This window comes from bacterium (assembly GCA_021159335.1).
GTDB lineage: Bacteria > UBP14 > UBA6098 > B30-G16 > B30-G16 > JAGGRZ01.
Map to the genome: position 1 here is coordinate 1 of JAGGRZ010000037.1, position 19,236 is coordinate 19,236.

14 protein-coding genes are annotated in these 19,236 nt (G+C 45.4%); 5 read left to right on the forward strand and 9 right to left on the reverse strand.

What is annotated here, in order from left to right; genetic code table 11:
- Positions 1-4,002 (forward strand): T9SS type A sorting domain-containing protein (locus J7J62_02205; GenBank protein ID MCD6123966.1); only part of this gene is annotated, 4,002 nt, incomplete at its 5' end.
- A gap of 16 nt (positions 4,003-4,018) precedes the next feature.
- On the opposite strand, the gene J7J62_02210 is transcribed toward J7J62_02205, so the two are convergent.
- From J7J62_02210 to J7J62_02235, 6 genes are all read right to left on the reverse strand, one after another.
- A complete protein-coding gene (locus tag J7J62_02210; protein ID MCD6123967.1) occupies positions 4,019-4,909 on the reverse strand; it encodes a type II restriction endonuclease in 891 nt (296 codons plus the stop codon).
- The gene (locus J7J62_02215) at positions 4,903-5,805 is read right to left on the reverse strand and encodes a DNA methylase (protein MCD6123968.1); all 903 of its coding nucleotides are present in this window, start codon (positions 5,803-5,805) and stop codon (positions 4,903-4,905) included. The genes J7J62_02210 and J7J62_02215 overlap by 7 nt, the downstream gene beginning before the upstream one ends.
- A gap of 38 nt (positions 5,806-5,843) precedes the next feature.
- The gene (recA, locus tag J7J62_02220; GenBank protein MCD6123969.1) at positions 5,844-6,899 is read right to left on the reverse strand and encodes a recombinase RecA; all 1,056 of its coding nucleotides are present in this window, start codon (positions 6,897-6,899) and stop codon (positions 5,844-5,846) included.
- Positions 6,900-6,916: 17 nt separating this feature from the next.
- Complete coding sequence (gene thpR / locus J7J62_02225; GenBank protein ID MCD6123970.1) at positions 6,917-7,486, reverse strand: RNA 2',3'-cyclic phosphodiesterase; 570 nt, start codon at positions 7,484-7,486, stop codon at positions 6,917-6,919.
- A 70-nt stretch (positions 7,487-7,556) separates the two neighbouring features.
- On the reverse strand, positions 7,557-8,882 hold the full coding sequence (locus J7J62_02230) for an ArsB/NhaD family transporter (GenBank protein ID MCD6123971.1): 1,326 nt from the start codon (positions 8,880-8,882) through the stop codon (positions 7,557-7,559).
- Positions 8,879-9,784, reverse strand: a complete 906-nt coding sequence (locus J7J62_02235) for a CBS domain-containing protein (protein MCD6123972.1) — start codon at positions 9,782-9,784, stop codon at positions 8,879-8,881. Before J7J62_02235 ends, J7J62_02230 begins: the two co-directional genes overlap by 4 nt.
- A 144-nt stretch (positions 9,785-9,928) precedes the next feature.
- On the opposite strand from J7J62_02235, the gene smc reads away from it, so the two are divergent.
- The 4 genes from smc to J7J62_02255 all read left to right on the forward strand — a co-directional run bounded on the left by smc (position 9,929) and on the right by J7J62_02255 (position 16,538).
- Positions 9,929-13,393, forward strand: coding sequence for a chromosome segregation protein SMC (gene smc, locus J7J62_02240; GenBank protein ID MCD6123973.1), 3,465 nt, complete (start codon positions 9,929-9,931; stop codon positions 13,391-13,393).
- Between the two features lie 63 nt (positions 13,394-13,456).
- Positions 13,457-13,822, forward strand: a complete 366-nt coding sequence (locus J7J62_02245) for a hypothetical protein (GenBank protein ID MCD6123974.1) — start codon at positions 13,457-13,459, stop codon at positions 13,820-13,822.
- Positions 13,823-13,907: 85 nt separating this feature from the next.
- Positions 13,908-15,092, forward strand: a complete 1,185-nt coding sequence (locus tag J7J62_02250; protein ID MCD6123975.1) for a hypothetical protein — start codon at positions 13,908-13,910, stop codon at positions 15,090-15,092.
- 30 nt (positions 15,093-15,122) lie between these two features.
- Positions 15,123-16,538, forward strand: a complete 1,416-nt coding sequence (locus J7J62_02255) for a T9SS type A sorting domain-containing protein (GenBank protein MCD6123976.1) — start codon at positions 15,123-15,125, stop codon at positions 16,536-16,538.
- 72 nt (positions 16,539-16,610) lie between these two features.
- Here J7J62_02255 and J7J62_02260 read toward each other — a convergent pair whose 3' ends face one another.
- From J7J62_02260 to J7J62_02270, 3 genes are all read right to left on the reverse strand, one after another.
- Complete coding sequence (locus tag J7J62_02260; protein MCD6123977.1) at positions 16,611-17,105, reverse strand: 3-isopropylmalate dehydratase small subunit; 495 nt, start codon at positions 17,103-17,105, stop codon at positions 16,611-16,613.
- Between the two features lie 3 nt (positions 17,106-17,108).
- Positions 17,109-17,807, reverse strand: coding sequence for a tRNA (adenosine(37)-N6)-threonylcarbamoyltransferase complex dimerization subunit type 1 TsaB (gene tsaB, locus J7J62_02265; protein MCD6123978.1), 699 nt, complete (start codon positions 17,805-17,807; stop codon positions 17,109-17,111).
- Between the two features lie 61 nt (positions 17,808-17,868).
- On the reverse strand, positions 17,869-19,236 hold a 1,368-nt coding region (locus J7J62_02270), incomplete at its 5' end, for a T9SS type A sorting domain-containing protein (protein ID MCD6123979.1).

The following is a 19,236-nucleotide window of genomic DNA, read 5'->3' on the forward strand; positions in this document are numbered from 1 at the left end:
AGTGTTCGCGTTATTGACTCGAAAATCGGGGAATTCTGCGAGATAGCAGTAGATAGTGCCCACTATATCTGGGATGTTGGCAAGCCCCATATGCCTGTAGTGCGATTTTTCGTCAGGGTCGGTGAGAATGCTGAGTTCACCGCGCGTCGTTCCAAAGATTTCTCCGTAACAAAGCTCGAAAAGCCCATTCTTCCCAGCCAGCCGTTGACCCCGCAAAGATGGGACAGCGTAACAGTTTTAGATACCCTAACCTACAAATTGGACCTCTACCCAAAAGGTGTTGCAAAAATCGTTGAGTCTGGTATTATCCACGGGGATAGATTCCTGCTTTTTGAACTTCACCCGCTTGAGTATTGTCCCAGAGTTGGCGAGCTGCGGGTGTACGACTGGATTGAGCTTGAGGTTAAATGGCATGGAAAATCCACGGGTCTGCTGTCGCCAGTTTTTGACCCCATTAAAGAGCATATTTTCATTAATCCTGCGCTTTTGCCGGCTGCCCATCCGAGGGCAAAAATTGTCATGATAGCTCCTGAACGCTACATTCCTATACTTGAGCCGCTTATTTCGTGGCGTAAAGAACTTGGTTTCGATGTCACCGTTCTTTCGGCTGATAGGTTGCCATTCTATGCTGCGAGGATAAGAGATACCATTGAGGCGATATATCACTCGTCAGGCGGAGTTGATTATCTTGTCATAGTGGGTGATGTCGACGATGTGCCCACATTTTCGAGCGGAGGCTCACATTCGCCGACTGATATAGATTATGGATGCGTGGACGGCAGCGATTTTATCCCCGACATATTGGTGGGAAGGATTTCGGTCGAGGACAGTGCTCAGCTCGCTGAGCTTGTTGGAAGATTCATCGCGTACGAAAAGTTCAGATATCTTGATTCGACATTCGCGGGGAGGTTCCTGTTCGGCATTACAGATGATTCTCGGACACATGGGCTTGTTGTGCGGACTCATCACTTTGTGAGGGATAACTATCTTCCCATTTGGGGAATAGGTTACGAAGAACTCGACGGTGACAGCGTTGGAGAGTCGGATGTTATAGCAGCGCTCGACAGCGGATACGCATTTTACTATTACTATGGTCACGGAAGCCCTGAAGGGCTCTCTGCGCCGAGGTTTACCACGGCAGGCGTTGATAGGCTTGCTAATGCGAATATGTATCCTTTTATCGTCGGCAACGCATGCAGCACCAATGACTTCACCCGCCCGGAATCTTTTGGAGAGGCACTTCTGAGGCGTCATAACAAAGGTGCTATAGCATACATAGGCGGTTCTAATGTTACCTTCTGGTATCCCGATAGCCTTTGGGAAAGGGAAACTTTTCGCGCATTTCTTGTGGACTCAGTGTCGTCCGTGATGGGGATGTGCTACGAGGCGTTGCTCTCAGTCATGGCGGGTTTTCCGACATTTGCGCATTACTTCTTTGATGTTTACAACCTTATCGGCGACCCCTCCCTTAGATTATGGGCTGGAATACCTGTCCAGCTCGACATCGTGGCGCCCGATAGTTTCAGAATAAGCGAGCTATGCACTCTTAATGTATGGGTAGGGTATGCCTCGATACCGCTTGCAGGTGTTGTGGTCTGCGCGCTGACGAAAGATACTGCTGTAGTCGAGAAAACCAACTCAGCGGGATTGGCAAGATTAATCGTTCCAGCTATTCCGCCTGACACAATAACGCTTACTGCCTCAGCGTTCAGAAAAATACCCATACAGAAAAAAATTCTGCCATACAGTCCTGATGAGCCATTCATATACGAAACCATGCTCTCGATAGTTGACCCGAGTTCGTTGTCGGTTCGGAACGATGAAGATTTTCAAGCCGACTTTGGAGAAACGCTTGCCGTGGAACTTGGACTTATTAACTACGGCACGCTTTCGCACGATATTAAAGTCAAACTTACCTCGTCCGACAGCCTTGTTACCGTGCTTCACGATTCCGCTTTCATCGACTCTCTGGCTAATTACGAATCCGAAACGGTTGAGTTTGTTCTTGCCATATCACCTTATGTGGAGAATAACGATACGGTAATGCTTAGGGTTGACATTGTGGATGGTGACCTGAACAGGTTTTCCCTTGATGTGCCTCTCGTTTTGAGGGCGCCTTATATAAATGTTTATCAGACGCTCATTGACGATTCCGTGCATGGTGATATGGACTATGTTGCCGAGCCGGGCGAAACTATTGATGTAACGATAATTTTTGGGAAAAATGTGGGTTGTAATATTGCTCGTGGGCAGCTTAGAATTTATCCCGTTGACAGAAGCATATCGGTTATAGGTTACGACTCGACGATTGAGCTTGATACATGCGGTTTTGACACTGTTTTGGCTCAGATTTATATTTACAACCCTCAGGATACATTCACGAGACTTGCCGTGCAGGTTAACTATTACGAGTTCAGCTGGCGGGAAACGCTTTTGGTCTTTGCTGGTAGCAATCCTGTGTATTTTGCGTGTGATAACCTGACTGACTGGAATTTAATTGGCGCTGGGTTGGTGAACATTGATGATAAGGTTTTCAATTCACCGCCGGCGAGTTTCCATTTCGCAGACACTTTCTACGGCTCGAATTGGGACTTTGCATTGGTTTCACCTGAATTCATAATTCCGTATCACAGTGCATTTAATTTCTGGCAAAAACTTTTTCTGCCGAGGTATGACCGCGACGACCGCGCATGGGTTGAGCTCTGGCTGGAACATGACACGATAATTATCTGGCAGCATGACAGCATAAAGACTCATTGGGAACTTGAGAGAGTAGCGCTTGATAGGTCGCTATGGGGTCGGCGATGCAGGCTCGCGTTTAGATTCCTGTCTAACCGTGAGGCGGAACGACTCGGGTGGTATGTTGATGACATTACAGTTGGATTTAGCGGCGAGTTTTTCGGTGATGCAAGTGTAAGTCCGCTTTACGGTGATACGACACAGCCGCAGTTTACTGTAGGTTTTACATATTTTAACCCAGCAGGGGTTCCTACTTTGCCGCATGCCGTCGTAGACGGGACAAGTTATCTCATGGTGCCAGATGGGACATATGATACTCGATGGACACGCTATATAGCGCGTGTTCCGCTTTCGTTTGGTGTGCATCAATATCACTTTGAGATGGGTTCGTCTCGATTTCCGCAGAGCGGCGAGTTTGTTGGACCAATAGTTGGACAGCTTGTGAAGCACCTCGATTTCGACCCACCAGAAAGCCTTGAATTAGCCGAATTTGCTGTTGAGGGAGATACAGGATGGTTCATTAGTCGCACGACTATGGCTCATTCGGGCGATTATTGCTGGAACAATTTCGGTTCGGGGACATCGTACGCTAACTATCTCGATACAAAGCTTGTGTGGCGCCTTGACCTGAGCGGCTTGACGAGTCCGGCAGTAACATTCTGGGCGTATTACGACATCGCGATGGGGAGGACGACAGGGCTTATTCGAGATGGCGGCAATATTAAGGTGAGGACGCGAACGACTACATGGATACTAAATCCCGTGCCATATTATGATGGCTACATAGTTAGCACCGTTAACAGGCTTAATGGTGAGCCCGCCTATGCTGAGGTTTGGGGCAAAAAATGGCGAAAATTTTTCGTGGACCTTTCATCATTTGCTGGTGACTCGATTGAACTGATGTTTTGTTTCGGAACTAATAATACCTCAACATCGCTTGGATGGCTTATTGACGACCTAAAGCTTCTGGACATGCCCTCAACCCGAATAGTGGATGATGGGCAGATAAAGCCCAAAGGTAGACTTATTCTTTCTGTGTATCCGAATCCTTTCAACACATCGTGCGCTATCGAGGTAAGCGCGCCCTCAGACGGTGAGCTTGGCATTTATAATGTTGTCGGCAGGTGTCTTGTTAGGCTTAAAATTAAGCGAGGCAACCATCAATTTGTCTTGAGTGGCGATGGATTACCTTCAGGGGTTTATTTTGTGAGGGTAGAGGCTAAAGCTCTTAAAAGTTTGAAGAAAATACTGCTGGTCAAATAGTGTGTTACTTAAATATTTATCTAATAATTTGGGTTACAAAATGAAGCATTCTATAGTTAAGCACCCAATCGAGTTTTTCCATTGCTCGTGTTAAGGGTTCCATCATTTTGGCCCAAGCTTGCCCATCTGTCACCCATATAAATTCAATTCCTTTATCTTTAGCAACATTATTCATTTCCACATAGCTTTCAGCTATTGATATGGGCTTACTACCCGCTGTGTTGTAGAAACTACATTCGATGATTGCTTTTGGGATTGGGGTATTTTCCTTGTAAATCACAATATCATGTGTTTTACCTTTACTTCTGCTTTTCCCACTTATCCGATACAGAGAGTAATTGGGATCATTGTTTACAATTTTGTATTTTGAAGGTAATAATTTTCTTATTTTTATTTGAACCAGTTTTTCAAATATTTTCCCACTACGGTTTTTCCTTGTATTTGTGTCTAACCCTACCTCGACGCCAAAGAGGTAGTCGTGTAGATCGTTTATGTTGTTAAATAATTCTATAATTCCTGTTTTTTCGCAAAACTCCAGTATTTTGTGGATGGAATTGTTATTTAGATTATTGCTGTTAAAATCGAATGTCAGATAGTCCTCAATTGATTGTTCAAATATTTCGATACAATTATCTTTTGTGCGTACAGCAATTAATAAGGGTATTACTTCTGCTGTTTTTGGATAATTTTTTAGAAGTTTTTCAAGGTGCCTTTTACGATTTTCTATTGGAACTTTTCTCAACGAATTTAGCAGTGAGATTTCTTCTAAAAATTTATTGACATCACTTTTTACTTTGTTCCAATCAACAAAGTAATCATAAGTTTTGTTGGTTATTAGAAGATTTGAAAAGAAATGCTCTCTGTAATCCTCAAATGTTTTGAAACCCAATGTTTTAAATTTTACCATTTTATACTAAACTTGTATTTCTTGTATTCTTCATGGTTTATTGGCTTTCTGAATACGAATATGTGCTCGTGGCCAATTAGATAAAATTCGTATTCTTTGGCTCGCCACTTCTCGCGAGTGCCTTTCATGTTCCATTGAATTTTGATTATGTCTTCTTTTAGAATAAAGCCGGCCTCGAGGAATATTTCCATTACACGAGTTGATATAGGCACATAATGTTTGTGCTTCCTTGTGTCACCAATAAGGATTGCGCATATTTTTCCGGGTTTTAAAACCCTCAACGATTCTTTAGCGATATCAGACATAGCTGTAAGATATTCACCAAAGCTCATTGTTGATAAGTCATCTTTGTTATCTTTGCGTTTTGAATATGATATGATGTTTGCATACGGTGGGTGGGTTGCCACTAAATCGATTGTCTGATCATCTATTTTTTCTAAGTTGCGGGCATCGCCTAAATATGTTTTTATAGTTGGTTCATCTTCCTCGGAGAACAAGGTTTTAGCGCTGAAATTTAATCTATCCCTTGCAAGCATTACTGCGTTTATATTTATGTCGACACCGATCGCATTTCGCCCGAGTAGTTTAGCCTCAACAAGAGTTGTTCCGCTTCCCATCATCTGGTCTAATACCCAATCTCCTTTTTCGGTATATTTTAATATTAGGTTTCTCGGTATGTATGGTGACCAATTTCCTCTGTAGTTGCCTATATGTGTTGCCCAGTTACCTCTATCTGGAAAGCTCCAGACTGTTGTCCTTTCTAATTGGTAATCTTCAGGTGGTCCAAAGGAGTTAATTTTCCACTCTTTGTGAAGTTTAATCGTATTATTGCCAATAGTTACCGAGTCGTGGGTTCTAATGAATTCTAAATAATCCTTATGGGTGATTTCTTTCATGATTTAAAGAATAAGAATTGAGCTACTTAAGGCTAATCTCAATCCGCCTGAGGCTCAAGCTTGCCTCTTCCTTGATTCGTTTTTGACTGTGTTCCAAGAACCTTTTGGCGAATCTCCTGTTCAAGCTCCCCCATTATTGTCGGATTTTCCTCGAGGAATTGTTTTGCTTTCTCGCGACCCTGCCCCATACGCTCGCCTTTGTATGTATACCAGACACCGCTTTTGTTTATCAGACCAAATTTAACACCGAGGTCCACGAGTTCACCCGCTTTGGATATCCCTTTGCCGTAGATAATGTCGAATTCGGCAGTTCTGAAGGGCGGCGCAAGTTTGTTCTTGACGACCTTAACTATAGTGCGTGAGCCTATTGTCTCGGTTCCAATCTTTATCGAACTCGCTCGCCTGATTTCGATCCGCACGGTAGAATAGAATTTCAGGGCGACGCCACCAGTCGTGGTTTCTGGATTGCCGTACATTACTCCTATTTTCATTCGCGTCTGGTTTATGAACACGAGCGCAGTTTGTGAGCGCCCAACCACCGCAGTAAGTTTCCTCAGCGCTTGCGACATTAATCTTGCCTGCATCCCTACCTTTTGGTCGCCCATGTCGCCCTCTATCTCGGCCTTGGGAACCAGCGCGGCAACGGAGTCGATAACTATAACATCTATAGCACCGCTTCTCACAAGCGTTTCCGCTATTTCCAGTGCTTGTTCGCCATAATCGGGTTGCGAAACCCAGAGATTGTCCACATCCACGCCCAGCGCGCGCGCATATATAGGGTCGAGAGCATGCTCAGCATCGATAAATGCTGCTATGCCGCCCCTCTTTTGTGCTTCGGCTATTATGTGAAGACCCAATGTGGTTTTGCCCGATGCCTCCGGACCATAAATTTCGGTTATCCTGCCTTTGGGTATTCCGCCTATTCCCAGCGCAAGGTCAAGGCTTAAACTCCCAGTGGGGATAACTGGAACATGCTCTATAGCTTTATCGCCAAGGCGAATAAGATAACCTTTGCCGAATGTTTTCTCAACCTCGCTAACTACAAGGTCGAGTCGCTCTTTTTTTGCATCCTTTTCGTCGTTTTTTTTGCTCATTTATTCCTCCGATGTTTTCAAAACTTGAATCTCTCCACTTTCTCGTAAATGGGCCCCTCAGGTGTCAGCGTGCTTTTGAAAAGAATCATTTCCGACGCAACGAAACTTAATGGTTTTACTTTAAGCCTTTTCATTTCAGCGATAAGCTTAGCTGTGTTAGCCGGTGACTTTACTCGCCCTATTGTCACATGTGGCGAAAACCGCTTGTCATCTCGTGGAATTCTTGCGACCCTGCAAACGCCTTCAACCCTTTCCCTGAGTTCGCTAAGTTTATCAGTGTCTCCTTCAAGCCCGATCCATACGACTCTTGGATAACGACCTCCAAAAGTTCCGAGTTCAGAAAGTTTTAGCGATATGTTGCCCAACCCGCTGAGATTCCTGCTTAGGGACTTTATTTTTTCAGCCTGCTCCGCGGTTATGTCACCCAGAAACCTTATTGTAAGATGAATGTTTTTCGGCTCGACCCATTTTACCTTTACAGGAAGTTTTGACAGTGGCAAAATTATTTCTCCATTAATCCATCCCCTTATCCCCTCGGGAATTTCGATAGCCAAAAACGCTCTGAATTTTTCCAAATTTTTGCCCACTATTTTAATTAATTTATTTTTTAATGCGATGTCAATAGCAACCTGAAAGGGCGGAAGGCTTTTGCGCAAACTAATGCAGTGAGTAGGTCGCGAGCGGAATTGCATAGCGAAGGATTATGTATATGCTCGATATGGCGAGTGAAACCAGCACCGTCGGGACGCCATATTTCATGAATTTTACGAAAGATATTTTTATGTTTAGCGTTCTTTCTATGAAACCTATCATTACTATTGTTGCGGTGGTTCCGAATATCGTGCTGTTTCCGCCGAGACATGCGCCGAGCGACAGCGACCAGAAAAATGGTTTCCATAGAAGTGCTTGTGGAATCCCCGAATGAGAAGCGACGAAAGCGACTAATTCCTTAACAATCGGCACCATTGCCGCCACAGAGGCACTTGTGAGAACACCAACTATGGCGCCCGAAAACCATAATATGGACATCATGGCGCCCAGAGGTTTTCCGCCTGATAGTCGAAATAGAACCTTTGCAGCTCCATGCATAACGCCGGCATGTTCCATACCAGATACGACCATGAAAAGCCCGACGAGGAAAAATATCGTTGCCCAATCTATCTCGTTTACCACTTCTTCAAATTTGACATTCCTACATATTATGATTAAAAGCGATGCTCCGGTTAATGCCACTATGGCTGGTGTTATGTGAAGCTTGTCGTGAATTAAAAATCCTACTATAACGAGGGCGAAAACAATAAGTGACTTTTCGAGAGCGAGGGGTGCTACTATGGCACTTTTTGGTTCTATGCTCTTTATGGCTGCCCTTTTCTCCCTGGGCACAAGAAATTTCCTCTTAAAAAGGAATCTTATCGCCACCAAACCGACGAGAAGAATTATTATCACCGCAGGAGCTGTGTTAACGATGAAGTCGTTGAAACTTAGTTTTGCTGCGCTACCGATTATCATGTTTGGCGGGTCACCTATTAGTGTTGCAGTGCCACCCACATTGGCTGCAAAGACCTCGACTATAAGAAACGGTATGGCGGGTACTCCCAGCCTTTCGCATGTTAGAAGAACTACAGGGGATATAAGAAGCACAGTGGTAACATTGTCCAAAAATGCGGAAAGTCCTGCTGTTCCAAGCGCTATTAGTATCATTATCCTGACCGGTTCACCGCTGGAAAATTTGATAAGCGAAAGGGCTATCCACTGGAAAAAACCAGTTTTCGAAAGAATTCCCACGAGAAGCATCATGCTGACCATGAGAAACAATACTTCCTTATCTATAGCGTCAAAAGCGGTGTGGACATTAACCACGCCGATATCTATAAGTATAGCAGCCGCAAAAACGGTCGCGACGGCTTTGTTAACCTTCCCCGTTATTATGGCTGCCATCGTGACAACGAAAACAACTATCGATACTGTCTGTTGCCAGCTCATTCTACCATTATTCTCGCTATAAGGTCTCTTCGGCTTAGTATCCCTACCAGCTTGTCGCCCTCAAGAACATAAACATACCTGACTTTATTTCTGACCATAATGAACGCGGCCTCCATAACATTGGTATCCGGTGACACAGTGAAAACCTTAGTGCCCGCAATATCGCTTGCGCGTATGGTCTTCCTTTTCTTGAAAAGTTCGAGGAGTGGCTCGCTCGACTTAAGGAATTTCAAACTTTTCATTGCATCCATGTATTCTGGTATCGCTATCCTAAGTATATTGTAGCACGACACCACCCCCATAAATTTCCCGTCCTTGTCAACAACCGGAATGGTATCGACACCACTCTCAAACATCGTGTTGACTATTTCCTCCAGCGTCGCATGTTGGGATATGGTGACGATGTCCGTTTTCATCAGGTCGGCAACAAGTAGCTCTTTCTCTACGGTGACTCCGCTTTTATCTATTATTTTGAGGACCTCGTTGGGGTCTTCGGCGGAAAGCAACTCCTCTCTTATGAAGCTTTCGGAAAGAAGTTTTATGAACGCGCTTCTTATTTTCAGCATAAGCGTGTTCTTCTCGAAAGGGCATATTATAAGAATCGAGAATAGTATCGGTTTTCCATCGGGTGTCGGCGCAGGTATGCCGTTAGGTGTGATACCAAAGCAAAGGACGAAGTCCCGCAGTCCCTCAATTCTTGCGTGGGGAAAATAAATTCCCTCCCCGAGAAAGTTTTGAGGTGCCTCTTTGGTTGGATAAAGGATGTCGCGAAATTTCACCAGGGGACATGTCGGGTGGCGATTCTCCGTCGCAGCAAGAAGCATATCCACAATCTCGTCTATGTTGGTGAGTTTGTGCGATATAATGATAGATTGCTCATCGAGGTAATGAGATAATTTCATTATTCCCCCAATTGAAATTTTATCATTTAATTAATAACCAGTTTTGTCTATATTGTCAACCAAACATTGTGGGCTATTAGCTTAAGGAGTCATTGTTCAGCAACTTGTTTGACTTATTTTCAATGGCTTTTATATTTGAGTGAGATGTACATTGAGCAGCTCGAGATATACGGATTCAAGTCGTTCGCTGTGAGGACTGAGCTAAGGTTTGGCAAGGGTCTTAACATTATAATTGGTCCTAACGGTTGCGGCAAAAGTAACATATTCGATGCTATTCGCTGGGTTATCGGTGAACAAAGACTATCTCTTTTGCGCAGTTCACTTCTTGAGCACTTCATATTCAAAGGTTCCGCTGCGTTCAAACCCCTAAATTTTGCGGAAGTAAGCATTGAATTTGCTGAGGCACGGGGGTTACTACCGTTCGACCCATCCTGTGATAAGGTTCGTATAACGCGGCGCGCCTATCGTGACGGGGGCAGTCAATTTTTCATTAATGGAATGCCTGTGCGCCTTAAGGATGTCAAGTCGATTCTTGCTGGTGTTGGCCTTGCGGACATAAGCTACGCCGTTATGGAGCAATCAATGGTGCAGCGCGTGCTGAGCAGTTCTGTGGCTGACAGGCGAAGCCTTTTTGAACAGGCTGCAGGTATAGCTCGCTATAAACTTGACAGAAGTGCCACGCAGTTGAAGCTAAACGAAACGCAAAGTGACCTTATGCGGCTCGAGGATATTATTCGCGAAGTCCAAGAGCAGGAGGCAATACTTAGACGACAGGTCAAAAAAACAAGGCAATACAGAAAGCTTTTGGAACAGAAAGAGGAGCTTTTCGCAAGGCTTGTATTCGGGCGAATAAAGCATCTGGAGAATGAAAAGGAGAAGATACAGTCGGAGCTGAGAGACAAAAACGATGAGCTCGGTAAGCTCCGTTCGTCTATTTCGTCGCTCCGTGCACGCGTTCAGTCAAAGCGTGCGAAAATGGATGAGCTATCAAGAGAGCGAAGCAACATACTGGACGAAATCTCGCATGTGCGCAAAGATATAGCCGACTCGGAAAGCAAGATAAAAGTTCTCGAGGAAAGAATAAGAAATGCTGAAGCGCAGTTAGTTTCTGCGAAGGGGAAAAAGCCACGACTTCTGGAACAGATAGAGCAGTCGAAGAGGACAATAGCGGAGCAGAGAGAATTCATATGCAAACTTGATGCAAATCTTTCAGAAATAGAGGCGGAACAGAGCAAGGTTCAGCAGGAAGCAGCCAGAGTTAACGATTCAATTTTGAAGATGAGAAGAAAATTGCGCGAGGACGAGGAGAAGCACAGTCAACTAAGGCAACGACTCGCACAGCTCGAGAACGAAATAGGTTTTGCTAAAGACGAACTCGCCAAGCTCGACGCAGAAGAAAAAAGCATGAAAGGTGAAATAGGGAACCTTAACGCAAAGCTTGCTGATGCACAGCACGAAATCGCTGACGGAAAGAGCCGAATGGAGGAAATAGACGGGCAAATAGGCGAGATCGAAGCGCAGAAACAAACTCTTAAAGAAAGAATAGCAACGCTCGAGGCGGAAATAAACCAGCATAGCCAATCCCTAAATGAGCTGAGGCGAAAAAAAGCGGAACTGTCGGGGAAGCTCGATGCGGTAAAAGCAAATATAAAGTCCATATCCTCGCTGGATAAATTGGATAAAAGCGATGAGGCTAATAAAAGGCAAGAAGGCAGGATTAAAGGTATTGTAGCAGATTTCATCCAGACTGAGAATCCTCAAGTGCTTGAAGCAGTGTTGGGCGAAAAGCTTAAATTCATCGTCGTCGAGAGTGCGGATGACGCACAAAAAGTGTATGAGGACAACTCTGAAGGCGGGGATAAGTATGGATTTGTGATTCTTTCCGAGCTCAGCGATGAAGGTGAACTGCCCGATTGGATAAAACTTACTGAACCTCGTCTTGGTGCGCTTATTGGGAAAATTAAAATCGGCGATACAATCGACAAACCCATGGAGGGTGAGGTGGTGGTTACCAAGGACGGCAAAAAGGTGCGAAAGATGGGCGAATATGTTTTCAGGTCGGGAGAGGTTAAAGGAATTCTCACGCAGAAAATGCTCCTCGGGAAACTTGAGAATGAGCTTGAGAAATTGGGCTCCAGAGAAAGGGAAATAGAACAAAAGATCTCGTCCTTGAGGGTTGAGCATAACGAGGCTGTGGAAAAGGTTTCTGTATTAGCGTCTAAAGCGGATGAACTGATGGGCGAGAGGAAGGATGTGGAAGGACGGATTAGAAGCTTTGAGATGCTTTGCGAGGAGTGGCGCCAACAAAAAAAGGCTCTGGAGAACAAAATAGAGCAGTTAAAGATAAGGAGAGAAAACTTGAGGAAAAAGTTGTCCGTTAACGAGGCGCTTGTAAGTAAGATAAGGAATGAAATCGGTCAACTCTCCGAAACTGTTGAAAACAGCAGAAAAGAGATAACTGAGCTTGAAAGGCAAAGCAGGGAGCTTGAAAGTAAGCTTTCGGCTCTTGAGATTAAAAGATTGTCCACGGAGAACGACATTAAAAACGCGCAAACCGAGATTCAGCGTCAGGAGTTGGCGATAAAACAGGCGAATTCGGAACTTATGGCACTGGAGGCGCAGATAGAAGAAGCCAAAAGGACGAAGGAAAGCTCAAAGGGCGAGATAAAGCGGACTTCCGAGAATCTGAAGTCATTATTTAGCGCTGAGACTGAACTTCAGGAGAAGCTTGCGTCGCTTGATGCAAAAATAGGCGAAATGGAGAGCGAAATAAAAGGACTTACCCAAAAAGAGGGGGAATTTGAGGCAAAACGGGAGGAATTATCATCCAAATTGACTGAACTCGAACACTACATGGGCACTCTTTCTGGTATGCTTGACGAGCTGTATCGGGAACGAAACAAGCTTAGCGTTGAGCTCGAGGAGGCGGAGCCTTTAGACGATGAGAGGGCAAAAGAGGTGCAGCAGAGGCTCGAGCGGCTTGAACGGCGTATAGAACAAATGGGCGGCGTAAACCTTGAGGCTGAGGAGCAATATGAAAGTGTTTCGCGGCGGTTGAATTTCCTTAAAGAGCAGGAAAGCGACATCAAAAAGTCGATAATGGACCTTAAGCGCACGATAGAACACCTTGACTCGGAGGCAAGAAGGCTTTTTGTCGAGACATTCGAGGCTACGCGCGAGAATTTTCAACAGGTGTTTCAGGAGCTTTTCGAGGGTGGTGAGGGAGATATTGTGCTTGATAAACCCGATGACCCACTTGAGTCGGATATATTAATAAAAGTGAGACCTACCGGTAAGCGATTTCTTAATTTGAACCAGCTTTCCACGGGTGAAAAGGCATTAACTGCGCTTGCACTGCTTTTCTCGCTTTATCTGGTGAAACCTGCGCCATTTTGTCTTATGGATGAGGTGGATGCACCGCTCGACGACGCCAACATAAGAAGATTTCTTAGTCTTATAAACAGGTTCAAGGAAAGGGTCCAATTCATCGTGATAACTCACAACAAGCTCACGATAAAGGAGGCAGATTATCTTTACGGCGTGTCCATGGAACAGGATGGAGTGTCAAGGGTTATATCGGTGAGGATGAGGGAGTTTGTTGGTGCGTAAATCGTGAAATAAAGCTTAAAAAAGCTTGCGTTTATAAGATGAGGTTATTTTATTAACTCTACAATGTCTAAAAAGGGTAAAAGAAAAACAGCCGTCAAAGTTCCAGCATCAGCAAAGGGAGCCAGCAAGCGGAAGGCACCGCAGAAGAAAGTTTCCCAACCTCCCTCGAAGGAAAAAGTAAAGAAAAAGCCAAAGGAAATAGTGGCTGAGCCACTGTCATTCACAAAGGCAAACTATATCGTTTTTGTGCTTGCATTGGTTCTTATAGTGGTGGGATGGGTTTTGCTTGCCAAAGGTTCGATGACTTTAGCTCCTCTTATTCTCGTTATTTCTTATTGCATTCTCATACCTGTTTCGATACTCATAGGCATTGGTAAGGGCAAAGGCGTTGAGGAACGCATGGCGGAATCGGGCGCCAGACGGGACTGAGTAGGTTTGCTCTCTTAAAGGTTTTGCCCTAATTGTTTGAGGGGGCTGGACAATAAAAAAGTATTTTTAAAACGCAGGGGTCAAAGTGAGACTAATAGTTGTATTATTAGTTATTATTTCCCTCTGTGGTGCGGTTCCAGTTAAAATAGGTGTTATAAGGGGCGGTTATGTTGGCGGGGATTGGACCCACATTGCGCAGCGTTCAGTGCAGAGAGCCGTTGAATTAGCGAACTACGCCAGCGGACTTGATATCATCCTTTTCCCTGAATTCGCTTTCGCAGGGATAGATGGTGGTGGTCATTCCCGCCCTGAGGTAACATTCACATGGGACTCTGTGTTGGGGCTTGTTCCTCATCCGCGCGACCCACACGATGTTGGTGACAGCCTTACGGCATACTACCTCGATACGCTGCGATACATCGCTATGGGCGAGACATGCTACATATGGGCAGCTACATGTGGCGAGGTGTTGGGTGGGATAAACTACAATTCGATACCCATAATACATCCTGACGGGCGGATAGTAAGGTTGAGAAGGAAATGTCACTGGAGTGCGATTCATGATGTGGTTCGCGATACGACCATTCATCTTGATACTATAAATGTTAAGGCAGGCGGTCGTGTTGCCGTTATGACTACCATTTGTTACGAGAATTCCCGTCTTGCGCGCATACTCGACCCTACGGAACCCCCAGCGCCACTATGGTTGCTGCCCCATGGAACATGGAGCGGCGCAGGCAACGAGGATATGACTGCTGCGACTCAATACTGGACATTTAACCCAACTCCCATCTCGCTTTCTGGCATATGGTCCATAGTGACGGACCACTGGGTGAGACCTGATGCAGTGCTTATTGCGGTGGATATTTTCAGTAGCACGCGCTGGAACACCATGAGGATTGACAATTACGGTCGCGACCCTGTGGCATACGAACCTCTCGCGTGGGTTGAGGTCCACCCTCACTTCGTTATCGTTGTTGCCAATGTTCCCGATGTTAGCGATACGCTGCCGACCATTCTTCCTACATACATTCCACCGCCGCCAGAGTCCCTTATGGTTATGCCTGAGATATCCTCTGGTCCAGTTTTTCTCATGGGAGCATCGTGCGAGAAAGCGCTCGTCTTAAGCGAGGATGGGGATACTGTTGATTGGGTTGAGATTTCGGATGGCGAGGGGGTATGGGCAGGTGCTACCGACAGCAAAAATACACCCGGAACTTATTACATAATCTGCGGTGAGGATGTCAGGAAAGTGGTTTTGGACTACTAAATTTGTTGGGAATAAATATAGGGGGCCTAAATGAAGAGGCTCGTTGCATTAGTTTTATTGGTAGCTGTTTTCGTGCCCGTTTCGGCGCGTATAAAAATAGGTGTAGCCCAAATAGGCGATTCGGGGAGACCTTCTGAGTTGCTTAATTCCGTGAGAGAACTCATCTCAGTTGAGCCGGAACTCGATCTTATAGTTGGTCCGGATTGTGCGCTGGGCGGGCGTGAGAACAAAGCGAGGATAAAATTAACATACTTTCCCGATTCGGTGGTTTACGAGGCGGCTGATACATTTGAAGTTTCTCGTGAGGTGGTTGCTGCTCTTGATACACTGTGTGAGCTTGCGAGGGCGCATTCCATAACCATACTCCCTGGAACGATCTGGGAGGTTGATTCGTTCTGCCGCGTTTTCAGGACTGTTCCGATAATTTCCCCGCGGGGTATCATAGTAGCCACAAGAAGAAAGCTTAGGCAACTCTACAGAGCACCGTTTATTGACCCCACAATAAAGCTCGATACCGTTTTCACCCACGATGGAAGCAGTTATACATATCTTATTACTATTTCAAACGAGGCTATGGACCTGCCAAAGCTCTATTCTGCTTCAGCGAGCGCCGATATATGGATTCTAATGCAGTGGAATTATGTCGATGATGTGAACCAGCTTGTGGAGCAACTCGAGTTTTCGGATAGCGTTGCCTGGAGCGTCGTCTACAATGTTTTTCCCGATTCGATATACGATTCGTTGCTGACTTCTGGCTGGATTTCGGACAGTTCACTTGTGGTCATAAGTTCACGAGCTGAACATTCAGGTGCATTTTGGCTTAATGCCTTGAGTCTCGACACAACGCAGCAGGTCATACCGGGATATACGCAAATTAGTTCTGGTGCGATAGTTAATGTAGACCCTTATTCGCGTGACCCGTTGGGCAGAATCGTGGTGGTCGCAAAGGATTCTTTCGGTGCGCCACAGGAAAGCGTTTTCACCTTCGTGGTGAATCCTGATAGCAGTTACATGGAGTTCGACTGGACGGACAGCAATGGTGTGGCTGAATTCGATGTGAAGCTTTACGGTCAATATACCGTTGTTACAGTAAGGTGGGGCTCGATAGTTAGGCCGACAGAAAGCATGGTGACGGTTAGTTACATCAATCCTGTTTGCACACTTAATGTGCTCGCTTACGATACAACGGGCATATTCGAAGACCTATCGGGTAGCGAACCGGGGGTTGTTGTTTTCCCGAATCCCGCAGGTTACATAAGTTTTTCGGTTCCTGCTGGAGTTGATAGAGCAGAGGTGGTCGATATCAGCGGAAGGGTGGTTGGAAAAGCTATTGCCACAAGGAAGGGACTTATTACTTGGCGTCCACGCAATAGTTTGCCAGCTGGAGTGTACTTTATTAGAGGTTCTTCGGGGAAGATATACGGCAAAATTATTGTTATTAAATAAATTATACCGGCTCCAGATTGTATTTAAAGCTTGGATTTTTATCCTATTAGATGCCGAGGCACCTTGGTATTTTCAGGTTTTCGCAAGTTTGATTTTAAGGTATTCTATCAATCCACCCGCATCAAGAATTCCTCTGACGAGTTCAGGAAATGGTGGGAACGAGAACTCTTTTCCTTTAACTTTTATTGTTCCCTGTTCTCTATTTATTTCCACTTCATCTCCGTCTTCGATATATTCGGCTGCCTCTGGATGGACAATCGCCAGAAGGCCGTAGTTAATCGCATTTCTGAAGAATATCCTGCTAAACGAGCGAGCGATTATCGCGCTTATACCCGCGTATTTAAGACACGCAGCAGCTTGTTCCCGTGAGGAGCCGCACCCAAAGTTCTTTCCTGCTACTATAATGTCGCCGGGTTTGACTTTTTTGGTGAAGTCTGGGTCGAGGTCCTCAAGAGCGTGTTTTGCCATTTCCTGCGGAGTAAGCTGCTGATATGTGTATTTGCCAGGATAGATAACATCAGTGTTTATGTCATCACCGTATTTGTGAGCTTTCCCCTTTATTACCATTTTTTACTCCTTTTGTTTTGATTTAGTTTTGGGAACGAATTCTCGAAGATACTTTGGCTCAAGTTTTTCGGGTGGTATGAATTCATTGCGTTCTATTTGTTCTAAGGCGAGGGCTATTATGTTTCTTGCCTGAGGTGTTACCGGGATTTTTGGTAAAACTGCTTTGTCTGGCTCGAGTTGAGGGATTATTTTGTCCGCATAGTCGCCGCAAAGTATAAATTTTTGGTATTTCCTTAGTATTTCGACGAATTCGTCAGGTGGGAGTGCTTTGGAACCTAATAATGGCGTTGGTTCCAGCGAATGTGCGTCGAATATCGCACCATATATGGCACCAGCCTTGGCGTCGTAGGCAACGGCTATCGGATATTCGCACGGAGCAAATGTGAAGGCTATGGCTTGTAGGCTGTCCACGCCCACTATTTTTATCTCAGGTTTTGCAAAAACAAGCCCTTGAACGAAGGAAACGCCCACTCTTAGCCCGGTGAAGGAGCCCGGTCCTATTGACAGCGCAACATGGCTTATTTCGGATAATGATAAATTGCTTTCTGATAAAGCGGTTTTCAGGATGTCGGGCAGAATTTCAGAATGTCTTTTCGGCGCGAACACGGTTTTTTCGAAAACAATTTTTCCGCCTGCATAAATTCCAAAAGCGAGGTAATCGGTGGCAGTGTCGATAGCTATTATTTTGACATCTTTGTCCATTGATATAAAAAATAAGGGGCATGTTGAAATGCCCCTTTTGACTCAGCGTTCATCTTTATTGCTACTTTACTAAAAGAATTTTCCGCGATGCGCTTCCCTTTTCTGTGGTAAGGTTAACAACATACACGCCGGACGACAGATTCTCGGCGTTCCACCTGTAGATTCCGCTGCCACGGACATTCACGGTCTTGACGGTCTTACCGTTTAAGGAGACTATGCTCAGTTCCCCAGACTTACCATCGGGTACGGCGTATTTTATTTCGCACACTTCGTTAAACGGAGTTGGCGCCACTGATAAGGCAACGCTTGAAGGTAGAGCGTTTTTGCTTTCGGCAACACCAGATATCCCGAAAAACGATAGGCATCTATACATCAGGTCTCTGAACTGGATTGTCGGGAGTTCCTCCATGGGGAATCCGAAAAATATAAGTTTTCCGCCGCTGCTGGGGAACTCTCTTACGATCCCGGCGCTGGAACCATCGTCATACTTTATCGCCGTGTGAGTATTAGCCGCAAACATGGGGTCAGGGCTTATTTTTTCGGCTCTTATAGCAGTCGATATGCTACCAGTGTATCCTCTGAACTGGCTGATATCGCGGGAACCTTGAAGCGTAGTGGATGTGGCGGGACCGTCGTATTTTGAGCCAAGACCGAGTTTAAAGAATGCGAAATCGCTGTTTTTCATGCGACCGATGTATGCGCCGTTAAGAAGAAGTTTTCCACCGAGATTAATGTAGTTAGTTATTTCGTCGCTTTCAGAACCCTGAATGCCTGCGATTGAGTCGTAACCACAGAACCACACAACAAGGTCTATCCCCATGGTCGAGAAACTGCCCAATTCGCCGTCCTCGTGAGTGTCCCAGTACATGTATTGGTGACCGTTCATCGTAAAGAATTGACAGTACTTTGCCTGAACATCCTCGCCCGAATCGTTGACGAGCAAAACAGGTGGCTGAGCGCCAACGCTTATGTAAATGGTATCGGCGCGGTCAGAGATAGCGTGAGAGGATACCACAATCATGTATTTGCCAACACCTCTCGTTGCTGCGTTGACTATTATAGGCACATCGCAGCGGGAAGCTGAGGATACTGTGTAGTCGAATGATGTCATCCCGCCCGAGAGTCTTGCGTCCCATGCAGCTGGTGCGGATATCTCAACTAATGATACATGATAAATGTCGTCGTTCCTTCCATCGTTGGTGAGAGTTAGCGTGAAATTAGCAGTATCACCTGGTGATTTCAAGGCTTTCTTTCTGTTGATTAATACATGGTAGGCGTAAGGCGGTCTTTCAGCCATGTTTACTTTTATTCCGTTCTGAACTTGGGGAAGTGTTGGACCAGCTACTACTGCTGCGAAATATGTTTTCGATGGGTCCCAACCAGGGTCAAGAGTAACGCAGTATTGGACATATTGCGTGTCACCATATGT